General features: G+C 55.2%; 15 protein-coding genes. 7 read left to right on the top strand and 8 right to left on the bottom strand.

Features of this window, described 5'->3' with window-relative positions:
• Window positions 1-386: 386 nt before the first annotated feature.
• From HKK54_RS22710 to HKK54_RS22695, 4 genes are read right to left on the bottom strand one after another with little or no spacing between them, the layout of a single operon-like run.
• Window positions 387-1922 carry an ABC transporter substrate-binding protein gene (locus HKK54_RS22710; RefSeq protein ID WP_169387907.1) on the bottom strand — a complete coding sequence of 512 codons (1536 nt, stop codon included), beginning with the start codon at window positions 1920-1922 and terminating at the stop codon, window positions 387-389.
• Window positions 1915-3741, bottom strand: coding sequence for an ABC transporter ATP-binding protein (locus HKK54_RS22705; protein WP_169387906.1), 1827 nt, complete (start codon window positions 3739-3741; stop codon window positions 1915-1917). The genes HKK54_RS22710 and HKK54_RS22705 overlap by 8 nt, the downstream gene beginning before the upstream one ends.
• Entirely contained in the window at window positions 3738-4601 is an 864-nt protein-coding gene (locus tag HKK54_RS22700) for an ABC transporter permease (RefSeq protein WP_169387905.1), read from the bottom strand. The genes HKK54_RS22705 and HKK54_RS22700 overlap by 4 nt, the downstream gene beginning before the upstream one ends.
• Window positions 4598-5635 (bottom strand): ABC transporter permease, encoded by a 1038-nt coding sequence (locus HKK54_RS22695; RefSeq protein ID WP_169387904.1) that lies wholly within the window; start codon window positions 5633-5635, stop codon window positions 4598-4600. The genes HKK54_RS22700 and HKK54_RS22695 overlap by 4 nt, the downstream gene beginning before the upstream one ends.
• A 367-nt stretch (window positions 5636-6002) precedes the next feature.
• Here HKK54_RS22695 and HKK54_RS22690 point away from each other — a divergent pair, with 367 nt between their 5' ends.
• The 6 genes from HKK54_RS22690 (at window position 6003) to HKK54_RS22665 (ending at window position 11691) form a co-directional block, all read left to right on the top strand.
• Window positions 6003-6785, top strand: a complete 783-nt coding sequence (locus HKK54_RS22690; RefSeq protein WP_169387903.1) for an outer membrane protein OmpK — start codon at window positions 6003-6005, stop codon at window positions 6783-6785.
• Between the two features lie 47 nt (window positions 6786-6832).
• On the top strand, window positions 6833-8098 hold the full coding sequence (locus HKK54_RS22685; protein ID WP_169387902.1) for an MFS transporter: 1266 nt from the start codon (window positions 6833-6835) through the stop codon (window positions 8096-8098).
• A 61-nt stretch (window positions 8099-8159) separates the two neighbouring features.
• Window positions 8160-9194: an LLM class flavin-dependent oxidoreductase gene (locus HKK54_RS22680; RefSeq protein WP_202026871.1), complete on the top strand. Its 1035-nt coding sequence runs from the start codon at window positions 8160-8162 to the stop codon at window positions 9192-9194.
• The gene (locus HKK54_RS22675) at window positions 9191-9832 is read left to right on the top strand and encodes a cysteine hydrolase family protein (protein WP_202026869.1); all 642 of its coding nucleotides are present in this window, start codon (window positions 9191-9193) and stop codon (window positions 9830-9832) included. The genes HKK54_RS22680 and HKK54_RS22675 overlap by 4 nt, the downstream gene beginning before the upstream one ends.
• Window positions 9825-11162: a hypothetical protein gene (locus HKK54_RS22670; protein ID WP_202026868.1), complete on the top strand. Its 1338-nt coding sequence runs from the start codon at window positions 9825-9827 to the stop codon at window positions 11160-11162. Before HKK54_RS22675 ends, HKK54_RS22670 begins: the two co-directional genes overlap by 8 nt.
• A 10-nt stretch (window positions 11163-11172) precedes the next feature.
• The gene (locus HKK54_RS22665; protein WP_169387900.1) at window positions 11173-11691 is read left to right on the top strand and encodes a flavin reductase family protein; all 519 of its coding nucleotides are present in this window, start codon (window positions 11173-11175) and stop codon (window positions 11689-11691) included.
• 20 nt (window positions 11692-11711) lie between these two features.
• Here HKK54_RS22665 and HKK54_RS22660 read toward each other — a convergent pair whose 3' ends face one another.
• Both HKK54_RS22660 and HKK54_RS34030 read right to left on the bottom strand, forming a co-directional pair.
• A complete protein-coding gene (locus tag HKK54_RS22660) occupies window positions 11712-12671 on the bottom strand; it encodes a helix-turn-helix domain-containing protein (RefSeq protein ID WP_169387899.1) in 960 nt (319 codons plus the stop codon).
• Between the two features lie 663 nt (window positions 12672-13334).
• On the bottom strand, window positions 13335-13535 hold the full coding sequence (locus HKK54_RS34030; RefSeq protein WP_169387898.1) for an ATP-binding protein: 201 nt from the start codon (window positions 13533-13535) through the stop codon (window positions 13335-13337).
• A 1235-nt stretch (window positions 13536-14770) separates the two neighbouring features.
• Here HKK54_RS34030 and HKK54_RS22650 point away from each other — a divergent pair.
• The gene (locus HKK54_RS22650; protein ID WP_169387897.1) at window positions 14771-15775 is read left to right on the top strand and encodes an acetoacetate decarboxylase (ADC); all 1005 of its coding nucleotides are present in this window, start codon (window positions 14771-14773) and stop codon (window positions 15773-15775) included.
• Window positions 15776-16441: 666 nt separating this feature from the next.
• Here HKK54_RS22650 and HKK54_RS22645 read toward each other — a convergent pair.
• Both HKK54_RS22645 and HKK54_RS34025 read right to left on the bottom strand, forming a co-directional pair.
• A complete protein-coding gene (locus HKK54_RS22645; RefSeq protein ID WP_169387896.1) occupies window positions 16442-17374 on the bottom strand; it encodes an NAD-dependent epimerase/dehydratase family protein in 933 nt (310 codons plus the stop codon).
• Window positions 17375-17624: 250 nt separating this feature from the next.
• Window positions 17625-18206, bottom strand: coding sequence for a hypothetical protein (locus HKK54_RS34025; RefSeq protein WP_442962310.1), 582 nt, complete (start codon window positions 18204-18206; stop codon window positions 17625-17627).
• Window positions 18207-18232 lie beyond the last annotated feature (26 nt).

The following is an 18232-nucleotide window of genomic DNA, read 5'->3' as shown; positions in this document are numbered from 1 at the left end:
AATAGCAGATGATTGTGCTAGTGATGCTGACCGCCATCTTCTGTTAAGCACACAAGGGGAGCGTCGCCGAAATCCACTCTCGCAACAGTAAACAAATAAATGACCACGTTTAAGTGGTCGGCTCGGGGATTGCAACGAGGCAACCTAATGGCATCGCACTCATCATCCTGATAACGCTAGATGTGTGCGCCCCCAAGTACACAGAGATGCGAAAACACCTTGGGCCTGCAGTTCGGACGAAGTTTCTCACGGCCTGGGACTTTTATCAGCGCAAGAATCCAAATGCGCCGAGTGCATTAGCGCATCCCCTTCGGCCGAGAACACCTTTGCCAAAAGCAAGTTAATTCGCCTGCCTTTGTTAGGGCTACGTCGTGCGGTTCACAGCCTTATGCCTGCGCATTGCCCCAGTAGAGCTCGCAGGCCTTTAGGACGCCATTGAGTTGCGCCGTGTACCGCAAATCAGAACGATGCACGCAGATTGAAGGGCTCTGGAAAAGCGGGATGGAATAGCCCTGTTCGACTTGCCATCGGTCAAAAAGGCGAAAACCAGCGATACGGGCCTGATTGTCCGGTTCAGCCATTAATGGGTCGAGCCGAGGGGCGATATCGTCGCTTTTGAACAGGGCGAAACTCATCTGGGGGTGCATCAAAAAGCCAGAGTATGTGGCCGGATCCCCCGCTGAGGGGTTCCAGCCACGCAGTACCGGACCATCCAGGCGACCCTGGCTCTGGTAGGCCAGCAGCATACTCATCGACAACACCTTCAAGTCGACCTGTACACCAATTTGCTGCCACATGTATTGGATGGCCATTGCCATTTCCAAGTCGCTGGGCAGAACGCCTTTGGTGGTGTACAGATTGATTTTCAGAGGATGCTGCTGATCGTAGCCCGCGGTAGCGAGCAGGTCACGTGCCATTGACGGATCGTACGGAATCTTAAAGCCCTCGACATGGCCAGGCATATCAGGGCCGGCCGGCACCCAGATCGGCACGGCATAGCCCGCGAACAGGCCCTGAGAAATGGCCACTTTGTCGATGGCATGATGCAAGGCAAGACGTACCTCAATTCGTCTCAACGCCCCTTGATTGACCATCTGCAGCAAAACAATGGCCGTACTTGGGCTAATGGTTTGCGTCAGGCCCGGTAAACGTCCCAGGCGCTGGCTCTCGCTCACCGGAAGGTTCACTGTCAGCCCAGCGTTGCCCGCTTGCAGCATCGCCGCACGGGCGACCGGGTCGCGGCTGATCAGCACATTGAGACGTCGAATCGCCGGCGCGCCCTGCCAGTAGTCGCGGTTGGCTTCGAACAGGATACGAACGCCTTGCTCGTACTCCAGCAAGCGATAGGGACCAGAACCGATAGGCGCTGCAGCAAAACCAGCGCTGCCTACCCTCTGATAATACTGGCTGGGTACAAGGTACGACGGCACATCGGCGAGCATTGCCGGGGCGACGGCCATGGGGTAACTCAGCCGCATGATGGCCCGGTAGCGAGTGCGCAACTCGATATCTACCAGACCGCCCCAAATACCGGCAAGTAAGGATCCTGGCTCAAGGCGTGCACGTTCCAGCAACGAGAAACGCAAGTCTTCTGCGTCCAGCGGCTGACCATTGTGAAAGCGCACGCCCTCACGCAGTTGTACTTCCAACTGTCGGCAACTGGAGTCCAGCCAGCGATACTGGCTAATAACACTAGGGCCTGGGCTGAGGTCTCGACGCAGTGACAACGGTTGGTCAAATAAACACTTGATCAGGCCTGACTGCAGCGGGTTGACGCGCAGGGGGTCCCAACTGTTTATGTCCGTGGGATAGGCAATGCTCAACGGCATGCCCCCATCATCCGCAGCCGCAGCCAACCGTTGCATCGTGCCTAAAGCCATGCAGGCCAGGGTGTGACGCAACAATGTACGACGATCAAGCATGCTCTACCTCATAACGGGCCGCTTCCAGCAGTTGCCGGGTGACCGGATGCTTGGGAGCAGAGAAGACCTTTGCCGTGTCGCCAGACTCGACGATACGTCCCTGATCCATGACCATCACGCGGCCGCACAAGTAGCGCACCACGCCCAGGTCATGACTGATGAGCAACAGGGCAATCTTGTGCTCACGCCTGAGCGCCAACAACAAATTGAGAATCTGTGCCTGCACCGAGACGTCGAGCCCCGAGACAATTTCGTCGGCTATCAGCAGTTGAGGCAAATTACAGAGCGCCCGTCCTATATTCAGGCGCTGGCGTTGCCCTCCCGAGAGTTGCTCAGGTAGCCGTGAAAAGAGTTCCAGCGGCAAACCGACCGCCTTGGCCAACGTCTCGCCACGAGCCTTGCGTTCGGAGCGCAACACGGCCTGATGATCCAGTGACTGGGTCAACAGTTCGCTCACGGTACGGCGCGGGTTGAGCGTGGTGCTGGAATTCTGGAAAGTGAGCTGAACTGCTTGCCGGCGCCGTTCCCAAGAGGCCCGGTCAAGGCCAAGTGGTTCGCCATTGAGCCATAGGCGACCGGTGTCGGGAGCATGCAAGCCCATCAGGATACGCGCCAGGCTGGACTTGCCGCTGCCGCTGGGGCCGACCAAGCCGATGAACTCGCCGGGAGCGATGCTGAAATCAATCCCTTGCAATCTCGGCTCCAGATGCCGATTGGGCCATCGACCCACGCGATCATTTTGACTCAGGTTCTCCACGCGCAGGAAAGGTGGCGCGCCACCCAGCAGTCCCAGGGCGTAACGCGCATCCAAGTTTACCGGGCTGTCCGCTGCAACGCTGACCTGTTGACCACCGCAGCAGCGTAACCAACGGCCGTCTGCCTGTTGCTGCAGGGGTGGCGGATGGTGACAGGAGGATTCGACTTGGCCACAGCGCGGCGCAAAGCGGCAGCCTTTAAGGTTCGCGAGGCTTTCCATACTCGGCATCTGCCCTGAAAGGGGTTGCAATGGCTGCCAATCACCGGTCAGGGCTGGTCGAGCATTGAGCAGCGCGCGGGTATAGGGGTGGCCAGGAGCCAAAAGAATTTTTTCGGTATTCCCGTACTCGACCATGGTGCCCGCGTAGAGCACCAGCAACTGGTCACACAAGTGTGCCGCCAGGTCCAGGTCATGGGTGATGAAAAGCACTGAGGTCCGCCGGTCGCGCTGCAGATCACGCAACAGGCTGACAATCTTAAGCTGGGTAACAGGATCCAGCGCCGTGGTGGCTTCATCACAGACAATCAGGTCAGGCTGGCTCACGAAGACCATGGCGAGCAAAACGCGCTGGCACATGCCACCGGACAACTGGTGAGGAAACTGGCGCAACACGCGCTCGGGTTGCGCCAGTTGAACGCTGCGCAACGTATCCTGCCCCATGGCCGGCCAAGATCCCGGGGGTATGCCCAGTCGTTCGAAATGCTCATTGAGTTGCTGGCCTATGCTCAGCACCGGGTTCAATGCCTGCTGGGCATCCTGGGGCACGAAGCAGATGCGCTTGCCCAACAAGTCGCGATGGGCCGATGACGGGCCGGCCAACAAATCCTGTCCGGCGAAAATCAGGCTGCCGCGACTTACCCGAAAACCCTCTGGCAAGGCACGGCCCAGCACTTTGCTCAACAGACTCTTGCCTGCACCGGATTCACCTACGATGCCAAGAATACGACCCTGCTCCAGACTGAAATCAATGCCCTGCAGGATCTGAACATGCTCCGTATCGACGCTGAGCCCACGAATTTCGAGCACGTGCGGAGGTACAAACTGTGCATGGGCTGCCGTCATCTTTCAGATTCTCTAGGGGAGCGACGTGGTGAAGTAGTACGGGCGGCATAGCGTAGACCGGTCCCCAGCATGATACTGGCGAGTATTGCGCTGACCGTGGCAATGATGGGCGGCAATACCAGCCATGGGGCGCTGAACGCATAACCCAGCCCTTGGGCGATCATCGCCCCCCAGGAGGCCTCAGTCGGGCCGACTGACATGCCGACAAAGGCCAGAATACTTTCCGCAACGATTGCCGAACCCATCTGCAGTGAGCACAGCACGATCAGAGTCGGCAGAACTCCAGGCAGCAATTCACGACACAACACAGACAGCTGCGAAGCCCCGGCAATGCGCGCGGCCAATACGTAGGGTTGGTTTGCCAACTGCAGGGTATCGCTGCGTATCACCCGACAGAAACGCGTCCAGTCCACTAGGATGATTGCCAGTACGACGTTGCTCAGGCTTGGGCCGAGCGCGACAATCAACAGCATGGCCAGCACTACCGCCGGGAATGCCATCCAGACGTCCACCACAAACATTATTGTGCGTTCGATCGAACCCTTGAAATAACCGGCCAGCAAGCCAAGCGTAGTGCCGATCACGGCGCTGCCCAGTGCTGCCAGAAACGCTACCAGAACCACCACACGGCTGCCGAATAACAGCCGTGAAAACTGACAACGTCCCAGTACGTCGGTGCCCAAAGGGAAGTGCCAATTGCCCCCGGGTAACCACGCCAGGGGTTGTAATGTGTGGGTCAAATCCTGCATCTGTGGGGAGTGCGGGGCCAGAACGGGGGCAAACAGAGCCACCAACGTCAACATGAGCCAGTAGCCCGATGCCCATTTGACTCGCCAGCCGAGGGCGATGCGAACGCTCATAGCGGCCTCAGGCGAGGGTCGAGGTGAACCAGTGCCAACTCCACGCAGGTATTACTCAACAACACCGCCATGGTGTAGACCAGCGCCACACCCTGAATCATTGGCAAGTCCTGACTGGCAATGGCGTCGATCATCAGATTGCCCAGCCCCGGCAGGCCGAAGATGCTTTCTACCAGCAGTGTGCCACCGATCAATAACCCGCCTTGCACGCCCATCAGAGTGACCACTGGTAGCCATGCGTTGCGCAGGGCGTGATGGACCAGAAGACGCCGCTCCGAGAGTCCCCTGAGACGACCGTAGCGCACATATTCTTGATCGAAGGCCTGGTCCAGGCTTGAATAAAGCACCCTCATTAGTGGGGGCGCGATGCTCATCGCCAGTGCCGTTGCCGGAAGCAAGAGGTGCGCGAAGACACTGCCCAGAGCAGGGCCATCGCCCGCCAAAAGACAGTCGAACAGCAGAAGGCCCGTATGTTCAGGCACCTGGAGTTGAGGGTCGATCTGCCCGTAGAAAGGCAACATTTTCAGGGTGATGCCAAATACGAGGATCAGCACGATGCCCCAGAGGTATTCAGGGATAGCCAGCGCCAGGCCATTGAGCAGGTCGAGTGCTCCCCTCAGGGGCGTGTTTCGACTATAAAACGCCAGCACACCACTGGCCACGCCCAAGACAATGCCCAGCAGCAAGCTGCACCCGACCAACTGTAAGGTAACCGGCAGGGCATGCAGGATATGGCTGGATACGCTGTCGTCAAACTGAAGAGATTGTCCGAGGTCGCCGTGGCTGGCATTCCTGACCCACAACCAAAGCTGCACAACTATGGGCCTATCAAGGCCCAGCACCCGCCTCATTTGAGTGCTTTGTTCGTGTGTAGCATTAGGGGATAACAGCATGGCTGCCGGATCTAGCGGCAGCACCCGTAAGAGCATGAACACTAACGCCGCGACGGTGATCAGAATCACCGGCACCCTTGCCAGAGGGATAAAACTGCGAGTCAGCCCGTTGAAGGTGCCGCTATAAAGTGAAATCTGCATCTATGGTCTGCCCTTGACGCACCGCCATAACCCGTGCGGTCAGATGCGCCGATGAAGTCTCGTTTAACTTTCAGGTGGAAATCTGCAAGAAGCGCGCCGTTGGCAGAATCTCTGCATAGCGATCAGGGCGGCTAGATATACCAACACATGATCGCGAGCAACAGTGCAAAACGTGGTGCGGATTTGGACAAGTTTTCCGCGAAGGCTTTGCATAACATGACTAGCAAGGATGACAAAGCAGCACTTCATTGTGTATGCGGAACACGGAAGTCGGGTTGAACTTATTACTTTGCGGACTCCACCTGCCGTTGAAATTATTGGGACGCTTTATATAAAAGCGCCATAAAACGATCTTGGTGAAGAAAACATGAATTACTCCACTATTGCTGTAAAAGGTTCATTGGGTGCTGCTTGCATCTCCCTGTTGTGTACCGCCTTCGGCGCCCAGGCCGGCGACTTTGTAAATTATCAAAGCTTCGACACCAGCCTGTATGTTCAGGGCGGAAACAAGGTGGATCCACAAGACACCATCTCTCCTATCTTTGAGGCTTTTGGCGATTACAGTATTGGCGACATGTATGTGTACAGCATCTGGCAGAACGCCCTCAACCACAACTATCAGGGAACGGGCAGCACCTACTATTACAAACTTGTGCCGCGCCTGAGTATGTCCAAGATATTCAATACTGACCTGTCCTATGGAATCTTGAAGGACATCAGCTTCGCCCAGTGGATTGATCGCACTCAGGGCTACGATTACCAGTACATGCCGGGTATCGGTCTTGACTGGAATGTCTCTGGGTTCGCCTGGCTGCGCAGCATGTTCTACTTTGAACATAACGAACAACTAGGCTGGAATGACCGTCGCCTTCATATCGACTATGGCTACCCCTTCAGTACTAAATTGGGTGACTTCCGTATTGTCGGTACCTTCGACCAAACCTTTGGCGGAAGCGGACAGGCGAAAACAACCGACTTTAAACCCGAATTGCACTATGACTTGGGTAAAGCAATGGGCCAGAAGCCTGGGCACTTGTGGGCCGGCTTGATCGTGGAACCGATCAAGAACAAATACAAGATAGAGAGCACCCGCTATTACGATACCGACCAAGTCAGTTACGGGGCGTCGATCCGCTACAGCTTCTTCTAATTTCAACGGGGACCCGTTATTACCTGACTGCGCCCGGAGTTTATACCATGCCCAACACTTACAGTTCGTATTCCACATATTATCAATGGACAGTACTTTCGCTGTTCAGCCTGTTGTTCTTTCTTGTTTCCGCAGCGACCTTTACCTCCCTTGGCGTGGTATTGCCGAGCATGATCAAAGAGTTGAACTGGAGTTGGGCCGATGCCGGCCTGGGCTTCACTTTTCTCGGTTTAGCGTGCGGACTATCCAGTTACCTGCCAGCGATAATAATCCGTCGTGCGGGAGTACGCGTAACTCTGTTTCTGGGCACGCTTATCCTGACTGTTGGGTTTGCTTCTCTCTATAACGCTCACGGTATTACGGCCTACTTTGTTGGCACGACACTGCTGGGGATTGGCTTCAGTTTTGTCGCCACCGTGCCAGGCACCCACGTGCTGGGTCGCCTGTTCGAGAAGCAGTCGTTGGCTTTCGGCGTGTACTTCACCCTCGGTGGTCTGGGCGGTGTGGTGGGGCCTTGGATCTACTTTCTGGCGGTTAATGTCTGGGGCAGCTGGCGCATGCACTGGGGCCTGTGTGGTGTCCTGCTGGCAGTGGCCGGAGTACTTACCTGCCTGGTACTGCGTGAAGGTGAGCGCGAGCAGGCGCATGCCGCCCAAGTTGCCAAGCACAGTAAGTCTCAAGGTAAAGCCGGCATTTATCGTACCGACGATCAGTGGACCGCTTCTCAGGCACTACGCACCTGGCAGTTCTATGTCATCGCTGCTGCGTACACCTCCTTTCTGCTGTGTGGCATCACGGTCAACAGTTTTGCGGTGGCGCACATTACTGATCGCGGTTTCAGCCCTGAAATGGCCGCTGGGCTGCTCAGCGCCCAAGCTTTTCTGAACGCCCTGTCGCGCGTTGTTGGCGGTGCCATCGGTGAAATTTTCGAGCCCAAAAAACTTCTCGCAGGCAGCCTGGCGCTGCTGATCGCCGGCGTTCTGGCCCTGAGCCTGGGTACTTCCTGGTCGAGCCTTCTGGTGTTCTGCGGCGGAATCGGTATTGGCTACGGCATGACGTTCCTGGCCACCAGCGTGATGTTGTCCAACTACTTCGGCCGTGGCCCTTACCTTGAGCTGTTCTCCGTCATGAACCTGATCTCGACGCTGGCCTGCTTTTCGCCGCTGCTGGCGGGCGCGATCAAGGACAGTACCGGGAGCTTCACCACTGCGTTCTTGAGCATTGTCATCGTGCCGGTGCTGGTGTTGCTGGCAATCCTGGCGATGCGCCCACCGAAGCTTGTCCAGGCTGACGCCGCTGCAGTCGTGAACTGAACATTTTCTTGCACCAAACGTAATGGGTAAAAGTATGAGTCAAACAACTAAAGAATTCGGGGTGTTCCTGCCCATCGCCAACGGCGGCTGGATCATATCCACCACCACTCCGACGCTGGATGCCTCTTACCGGCAGAACCGCGAGGCAGCGGTACTGGCCGATGCTTTAGGCCTGGACTTCATCATGTCCATGGCAAAGTGGAGAGGCTTTGGTGGCGACACGGACCATTGGGGTACGTCGCTGGAGTCGGTGACCATGATGGCAGCGATCGCAGAGGCCACCAGCCATGCGCGCATCATTGCCACCCTGCATGCCGGCCTCCACAACCCTGCTGTCACCGCAAAAATGATTGCCACCCTGGATCAGATCAGTGGCGGACGAGCAGGCCTGAATATCGTCTCTGGCTCGTTCAAGGGTGAGTTCACGCAAATGGGGGAATGGGACGCTTCCCTGTCCCATGACCAACGCTACGCGATGACCGAAGAGTGGACGCGCATGATCAAGCGTCTGTGGAGCGAGCCTCGGGTTACCGAAAAAGGCGAATTCTTCAACCTGGACGATTGTATCTCCGAACCCAAGCCGGTCTGTACACCACGACCTTACTTGGTCTGTGCCGGACAATCGGACCGGGGGCTAGGCTTCAGCGTTCGCCATACAGACGCCTGTTTCATCGGCGGCAAGGACGATGCTGAAACGCGGGAAATCAGCCTTCGAGCCAAGAGCATGGCGGCAAACCAAGGCACCACGATCAAGACATTCTGCATGTCTACAATCATCTGTGCTCCTACTGACGAAGAAGCTCATGCCCTGGCAGACCACTACCGCAGCGGCCTGGATGTGGGCGCGGTACGGGGCATGCTGAACAGTTTCGGAATCGACACCGAAGGCAAGGGCAACGCCATGGTGGAGCGCGCCAGCAATGCGTTCATGACCCACACCGCTATCGGCAGCCCCGACACGTGTCGACGCTTGTTGTCGCAGTTGCTGCGTGAATGCGAACTAGATGGCGTGATGTTGATTTTCCCGGACTATGCCAGTGGCTTGAAAGTGTTTGGTGAACAAATCCTGCCACAGCTGCGGGCGGAGTTTTCATGAGTCAGATGGCCTTGCATGACTGGTTGGCTGCCGAACGCACGGCGCTGTGCGTCATCGATGCGCAAGTCGACTTTATCTCTCCTCAGGGATGCCTGGGTCTATTGGGAGTGGATGTAGTTCCTCTGGAGCAGCCGTTGGCTCAGGTCCAGGCGCTGTTGGCCAAGGCCCGATCAAGCGCAGTACCCGTTTACTTTGTCGGTCTGCGCCAGCCAACTGAGGGTTGCCCGGCCAGTTGGCAGCTGTGGATGGAACGCACGAACCGAGCGTTGGAAATCAGCAATGGCTTGTGCCGCGAAGGCAGTCCTGGAGCTGAGTTTTATGGGGTCCAGCCCCTTGCAGGTGAGCCGGTGATCTGGAAACAGCGCTATAGCTCTTTTTATGGCACCGACCTGGCTACGCAACTACGCAACGCCGGAATCGACACGCTGGTAGTTTGCGGCTTCACCACCGAGTGCTGTGTGGACTCAACCGTGCGCGATGCGTTTCACCAGGACTTTTCGGTATTCATCGCCGGCGATGCCTGCGGTGCCTACGACCTCGAACAGCACCGGCATAGCCTGAATGTCTTGACCGAGAGCTTTGCGATCCGCCTGGACACAGATGCAATCATCAATGCCTGGAGTACTCCACATGGATAAGCCCGACGTTATTCCACCTGCGCTGGTGCGCACTGCCTGCCCGGCGCCTTATCACGTGACGGATCAGGAGTCGGCTGCGATCAAGGCGGCAATCGACAAGGAAGAGCTGACTCAGCTGGCGCTGACTCTGGGCAACATTCCCAGCCGCTCCGGCCAAGAGCTTCAAGCCGCCGAGTTCGTTCGTGGCTGGATGCAGAAAGAGGGGCTAGCACCTCGTGCCGTGGGCATTACTGCGCAACGACCTAACATCATTGGCGAATATGGTGGTCGCGGCGTGGGTGCCAACCTGCTGTTCACCGCGCATCTAGATACTGAAAGTCCAACATTTAACCCTGATCTGGACAAATACAAGTACCGCGAAAACACCGTACAGCGGCCTGACTGGACGCGTTGCTGGCTGGAGAACAATCGCCTGCACGGCTATCCCATCAGTAACGACCGCGGGCCAATGAGCTGCTTTTTGATCGCTGCCAAGGCATTACGCAAAGCCGGTATCGAACTGGCGGGGCGGCTTTACCTGACCGCCTGCCCCGGGGAAATAGGCCCTGAACCGATCGAGGAACATCGCGGGCTGGATAACCTGGGCAAGGACATTGGTGCCCACTACCTGTTTCATCATGGCGGTGTTGCAGCCGACTACGCGATTGCGGCAGAAGGTACTGACTTTGGCGTGACATGGCAGGGATGCGGCTATGCGCTTCTGCGCATCGACCTACTGGGGGAAGGGGCCTTTACACCGATCCTGGAGCATCCCGAAGATCTGCAACAACATCCCAACCCAATCTATCGCAGCGGCAAGCTGATCGAAGGGTTACACCGTTGGGGTATTGGCTATGAACTCAGACATCGATACGAATCAGCCGGCGGAATCTCAGTGCCCAAGGTGCAAATAGATTCGGTCCGCGCTGGAATGCCTCATACCTTTGGTGCCGGTAGCGAGGTTTTCTCTCTCTATCTGGAATTGGGGTTGACGCCCAAACAAACGCTGGCGCCTGTCATGCGCGAGCTGGAAGCGCTGCTGCGAGCGATGCACATCGGTGAATTCGCTGTGCAACCGATGGTCGTCAGACATGGCTTCGAGGCTGATCAACAGGTTGTCGAGCCACTGGTGGCGGCTATCCAGAGAGCAACACAGAGGGTTCTTGAACAACCATTGCAATTGGCTCACCCGGTGTATTCGAGCATGTGGCGTGACCACAACGTGTTCAATATGCAGCGTATTCCGGCCGTGACATGCGGTATGCCCCGGTTCTTGCCAACCCCGGAAGACCTTCTGCAAAGCGCCCAAATTTACGCACTGACGGCTTTGGCCGTGTGCGGTCGAGCCTGAGGGAAGTGACATGAGCCAATCTACCCTGGTCCACATCGGTGACAACATTACTGATGATGAGCAAGCGGAGCTTTTCTTGTGGAAACGCAGTATGGGGCAATTTGTCTCGGGTGTGACGGTCATCACCACGGCCGATCCCAAGGGCAACCCCTTGGGTACCACCGTCAGCGCCTTCAGTAGTGTGTCGTTGCGCCCACGCCTGCTGCTGGTGTGCCTGGACCAAAACAGCCGCACGCTCGCAGCCATCCGCCAGCATGGAAGCTTTGCAGTCAACGTACTGACTGCCGACGCCGCCGAGCTGGCGTATGTCTTCGCCCGTAAGGGAGATCAGCAATTTGTCGGCATCCCGCACAATTGGGGAGCCTTGGGTTGCCCCCTATTGGAACAGGTTTGTACCCGCATCGAATGTCACATTGATGCCATCCACGAGGGTGGTGATCACTGCATCCTGGTCGGTCGTCCAGAGGGAGTGCAGGTGATGGACGAGGCGGCCCCGCTGGTCTATCACGGCGGCCAGTTCATTTTGTGAGGCGCAGATGCGCGTCCGGGCTAGTTGCTAGCCTGGACGTCCAGCTGCCTGGCGCGGTAGGCCCTGGGCGAAACCCCATACTCAGCGCTGAAAACCCGGCTGAAGTAAGCCTGGTCATTGAAGCCCCAGCGAAAACAGATCTCCGATAACGACAGTCCTCCGTTCAGTTGACTTGCCATGTCACGCTTACAACGCTCCAGACGCTGGCGTCTGAGGTACTGGTTAAACCCAAGCCCCGCTTCTTTGAAGATCTTCTGGATATAGCGTTCCGAGGTGTGACATTTCTCGGCAATCTTGCCCAAACTCAATTGTGAGTCGCCAAGGCGCAGTTCGATGCAATGGCAAATTTGTTGGAAGTGTTTGGCGTGCGCCGGATCCTTGAAGGTATTGATAGCGTTGCGTTCGGACAGAGCCTGAATCAGCAGCTCGGTGAGTGCCGTTTCCACGGGGTGGAAGGTGCTGGAATCCAGCGCTTCAAGCTCCTCGGCAACAGACACCAGCAGTTTAGCTAAAAGGCGGCTGGTCGCCGACTCACCCGAAAGTGTGCCGTGGCTGATGGAAAGAGGGTTAAGCAAGCGCCTGTAGAAAAGCGCATGGGGCAGCTCCAGCGTCAGCAGGCAAAAATCGTCGTTTAACTCAAGAGCGACTGTGTCCCCCCCAGTGGCGCCATACAGAATTGTTCCAGCGGCAAGCTCAGTACGTTGCTCGTCGATATGCAGGTAGGCTTCGCCTTTGATGACAACCGATAACCAAAGGCTTTCAGTCTGCAGCGGATAGTCTCCGATCAGCAGCTGAGCGCTACCGGACAGGGTAACGAACTCGATGCCCTGCGGAGAGATGCAGTAGCTGACATACCCCTTCAAATGCTCGGTGTCGTAATCGTAGACAGTACTCAGATAGACATGCTGCAAGGCTTGACGCCAAGCATCAGCACGTCGATCCTGGGAGTGATGTTCCGTATTTACTGACCAATTATTCATAGCATCCCCTTCGGATTTGGGCGCTAATTCTAGCCCTGCGTTAGTCATGCACTAATCAGGCCAGTATCCGCGGATACGTGAACTGATAAAGCCTCATCGGTGCAAACGGTGCAATTGCAGTCCTCGGCTGCCCATTTGCCAACCACTTGTCGTAGTCCTGCGTAAATTGCACATCGTTCCAGCGGATACCCAATTGGTGATGCCCCGCCGATGACACTACTACCCTTGCTCGACCTTTGAGCGCAGGCATAGCAAATTCACGAGGTCTTAGTGCCCCAGATGATTAGTGGTGAACTGTGCCTCTCAACTGCGCCAGTCGTAACCGAGGCCTATGCGCCCAGTAAACCCACCTTTCCAGGTACCTCCGATGACCCACTGATTTCCTGCGCCAAGGAACTAACGCTGACGAGTAAAAGAATGGATGCTGCAAGGGCGAAAAAAACTTTTTGTTCATGACTGTCGCTGACCTGGAAGAATAAAAAGTTTTTTAATCCACAGATCAGCATTGTTGCGAGCACCACAGTTTTATAATTTTCAAGAAGAAACCGTACCACGTCAACACGCTTTTTGCTCTGCCGTATGTGATAAAGGCATTCTAAAGATTAATACTGAAGAGGCTGTTCAGGCTTTGTTAAGATCTGATCAATAACGCGAAAAATACATTCAACGAGAGGAGTAACAGTTCAGGGCAGGAGGCTTTAACGGCAAAAACACCTTTAGGGTCAAACCGCCTTCGGGCCTGTACAGAGCCAGAATTTTCCCGCCGTGAGCTTCACAAATCGCCTGTACGATCGAAAGCCCAAGCCCTACGCCATCTGTCATCCGCACGCGCGATTGTTCGGCACGCCAAAATCGGGTGAACATGTGCGCAGATCGTTTTCATCGATAGCCTGCCCCTTATCCAGAAACTCCACGCACACCATGCCGCTCTCACCATAGGTAGCCACAGCAAGCTCCCTGCCTTCGAGTGCATACTTGATTGCGTTTTCGATCAGAATATTGACCAACTACCACAGGCGCAACCGATCACCTTCAATGAATTCGGTAAATTCCAGCGCCGTGATTACATTCATTTCATTTTTTAAACGGGAGTGAGAACCAGGCCAGACGCTCCTTAATCAGTCGGTGCAATGAAAGCGGCTTACGTGAATTTTAAATTCGCCAGCGCATAACAGGGAGCGTAAGTGAAAATAACCCACCAACGTATTCAGGCTCTGTAGCTGGTCTGATACCAACCGCACTGTTCCACTGACTGCGGAAACATGTCATCCAGCATGCCTTGGACTCTACTCTGGGCGGCATTGAACGGTGCTCTCAATTCGCGGGCCAAATTGGAACCGGACTCTTTGACTTCCTTTTCATAGAGGGAAAAAATTTCAACCATGCGGTTAAATTTCTCACTCAGCGCTTGCGTTTCTGATGCGTGTTGCATCTATGCCATGGTGTGTTGCGACTATCAAGGTGGAGTATCGAACGGATCAAGCCCCTGTAGCGTAGGAGGACACACAGTGTCGGAAGCGGCACAGGCCATGTCGTACGTAGTAGGCCAATGCATGCCAGGAACATTAAGTGGGCGTCGCGGGTCCAGTAGGTGATAGAAGTTCGGTGTTCATGTTAGGCCACTCCGCAAAGCCATCAAACGCTTGGGAATTCTGTGGAAAAAACTACATAGCCGACGGCTGGATTTCGCGCACTTCGTCGAGGCTCGGACTCATCCGAAACCGACCATCGCACCCGCCCTTTGAAACCGCGACCGAGTACTGCCCTGACTTGAACTGCGGGAAACGTTTGCATGTAAGCTGTCCTTTCTTGATGGGGTAATTCGATAAATAGACATCGGCGGTGGCATGAATGTGAACGACTCTGGGGTGCGTCATGATCGAGCAGCGTTACACATTTATTAACACTTACCGTAAAGTGCCTCGCACTCCCATGTGGCAGGCCTTTCAACGAAGTTGGTGGGTAAGTCAGACCGGGTTTTCTCCTCGTAGCGCACGCAACCGCTTGACCTTAAAGCTTAGTTTAAGGTTAGCGTCGGTAGCATCAGCCCTGTTAGGTGCTAACACAAGTAAGTCATAGATAGTGGAGAAACGGAAAGCATGGAACTCAGAAGCATTGCGCTCGCAACAGGACTATTTCTGAACGTTATTGTAATCCCCGCCTGGGCTCAGCCCCCGGAGACCCAGCATCCCGGTAACGTGGTCATCAATATCGCCGGCCACAAAGTACCTGTCGTTGCGGGGGGACTGTATGATCGCTATCGCTCTAACCCGCCGCTCTCGGTCATCGCGGCCGAAGCTCCTAGCATTGATCTGAGTTGGTTCAAGGGACTCGATAAGAAGAAAGTCGACATGGGCTTCGAATCCTATTCTCCTAACTTCTTCTACCAAAACAGCCGGGTGACAGCTATATACACTGCTGATCTGGATAGGCTGCGCGAACTCATACCTGCCGAAATGCAAAATCATATCCAACCCATTCAAATATGGCCAGGCAGGGGGGTGGTCGCCTTGACTGCCTTCTCGTACAACTACTGCGATAACGACTCATACCACGAGGTTGCGCTTGCGATCGCCACGAACAAGCCCGGCAGATCGAACCTCGGCCCCATCAGCCTGATCAGCCAGTCCATGTCGGATGACCTTTGGGGATATGTAGTCAAGCTTCCGGTCAACACAGAGATAGCCCGAGTTAGGGGCGTCGTTGGTTACAACCTACCAAAGTGGCTGACAGGTATCAACCGTCGGGAAAGCGACAGTACAGTCACTTATGAAATCATAGACAGCGAGACCGGCAAGCTCGACATCACCCTTGAAACCAAGAAACTCGAGGACCTTTCAGACAAAGTTAATATGGTGACGAGCAACTTCACCAATGCCGACAAGAATGGTCAACTACAGTACGGCTACGCCGTCTCCCGCCTGTTGAGTCACGCCTCCAACTCGGACGCTGATTCCGTGAAGCTGACGTTGAACGGCGGTAGCCTGTCCAAGTACATCGAATCGCTGAAGCTAGGCAAGATGATGAAGTACGAGTACGTGCCGGACTTCCAGAGTGCGCTGTATGCCCCTGCGCCGCTTGCGTCCATGTCGGCTAGCGATTGAGCCGAACATTAGCTTAGGTCAGATCCTGTTGGCATGATTCACTTTATACAAGCGCCGCGTCTGCTTGCAACGCGATGCCCATTCTGCCCGGCGAAACGTCTGCTGCCTTAGACCCGATCTTCACCAATGCGCAAAGTGATTAGTTAGATAGTCTGCAGTAGTGAACTGAGGCTATTCATCTTGAACTTCCTGAGAAAACCGCAGTGAGCATGGCGACAACATACTAATCCTAGCAGGAGCTTCTTTCACTACTTAAAAAACTTTATGCATTGTTGTCACGCATTCGCACTGAGCCCCATCTTATGGAAAATATCAAGGCCCCACCTGATTAGCCAAAGGATCGATTATCGCCATTTTTTTTGATTTCACCCATCAAGTGCTGGACAGCGCTGACCCCATCGAGGGCGGTACGGTACTCATAGATAGTAAGGCAGTCAGTATCAGATAAAGCGTGGGCAATTAGACACCCGAACTGGTGTTCGTTGGCTTGCTACAAAGCGGCAATCAGGTAGTAGTAAGAATAAGCTTGACTCAATTATATGCACATTACTACACTTGACCCGTATGCCTAACGCAAAGAGGCACTGCCCGACTTTCTACACAGCCCTCGAGGAAATTACCGGCCTGCTGCCATTTGGCTGCAGGTCATGGATATACTCTTCTTAACTAAATGCAATTCGACTCGGCCAGAATCTGTTCAAGCCCCTGACGATAGGTAGTCACGTCAAACTCAGGAAAACGCTCCTTGAACTTCGAAGAGTCGAATAGGTTATCGTACTCGTATCGTGGCAATAGTTCCTGAAGCTCCCTCACCTGCTTGGAGACAAGGCCAGCCATCGTTAATGTGAGCTTGCCGAGGACTCGGTAAGATTGGGGTCTGCCAAAAATTTCGGTTGCCAGAGTTACAAACTGCCTGTAGGTCAGACGGTTGTCGTCGCATGGAAGGTGCCAGGTTTGCCCATATGTGCTTGCTGCGTTTCCCAAGGCTGCCAACGCGCGGCTCGCGTCTGGAGTCCATATGAGCGTGCGCTTCGTATCGTCTCGTACGGGCACACGAGGTATCTTGCCAGCTTTCAAATTGTCGATGACCAACCTATTGGTGACGCTCTGCGTTTTGCTGGGGCCATAGAACTCGGGTGCCCGGCCAATCACGACGGGAATATCACCTCGCTCCATCTCCTGTAGCACCAAGTATGCCATTGCGGCACGTACCTTGCATTTGCGACCGACTGGCTCGAAGGGTGCGCCCTCGGTCAGCACGCGATTATTTTGCGGATACATGTAGGTGTTGTCGAAATAGACAAATCTGGCGTTAGCTGCGCGAGTCGCATTTAGGGAGTTTTGCAGCATTAATAAGAACTGCGTTTCCCACATCTCTGTATCCGGCGGTAAACCTACGGTGAAGTAAACGATGCTGCTGCCCTTGACTGCATTAGCTGCCTGACCGGCATCCAGCAAATCCGCCGGTACCAGAGTGTCGGATTCGTTCACCTTGAGCGGGTTCCGGCTCACAAGACGTATGTCATCCGTAAAGATCCGGTGTAGTTCTCGCGCCAGTTCAACGGCGATCTGGCCGGTAGCTCCGAGGATAGTTTGCATGTTGCGTCCTTAGATCATTGAGAAAGAAAGATAGAACGTAGCCACGGCGCGGAGTGGGATACGTGTGATGCACGCCAGCAGGTAGGCCGGCACCGGTCGCTGGAGAGACGCTTTGAGCGATCATGATCTCGACTTCAAAGTCATTGGCCCACGATACCCTTAAATCTAAAGTCCACTTTAATGTCAAGAACTCATTGACAAGCTAGATAACGCTGGCCACGCCAAGCCCTTGTTTCGAGGTCATATTGAGTCAGGCCATTAGCCCACGATTCTGGACAATGCCACTGCGGATCTTATCGAACATCGCGCGACATAGGCGCGCGTCAGTAAGCGGGCGAACACCTACCCGATCCCAGCCATAAGGACGATGGTATCCACTTAAAAATGATCTGCCCCCCAAATGCTGGACATCAATATAAGAGGGGATGAAAAAATACACAGAGCAGCCGAAGCTCGCGGCAGTACACACCGCCAAATACAGCCCGCCTTCATACCCGCGGATGTAGGCGATGTCCGTGCCCCAAACTTTACTCGGTTCCAAGACATCAAACTGACGCTTCAGTAAACTGGATGAGGCGACTCCTAATTGCCCTCGGTTTAAGGCATTGAGGCGCCTAAGAAACCCGGGGCGATTCACTTCTCCCTTAACATCGGGACGACAGGTTCTCACGTTCCTTACTGAAGCCTGGTACAGAGTCACGCCGCCTTCATGCCGGGCGCCGGTCGAGCAGTCGGCAGGCATCCCTCGACCTTCATCCCGGGCCAACCACCAAAGCCCGGTTTCGACACCATCTGAATACGTTTCGACACCACATCGACGGTTCATTTTCATTCGTCTCTCTGTACCGCACCTGACGC

The sequence above is a fragment of the Pseudomonas sp. ADAK13 genome (genome assembly GCF_012935715.1).
GTDB lineage: Bacteria > Pseudomonadota > Gammaproteobacteria > Pseudomonadales > Pseudomonadaceae > Aquipseudomonas.
This window is presented reverse-complemented; position numbering and strand designations above follow the sequence as displayed.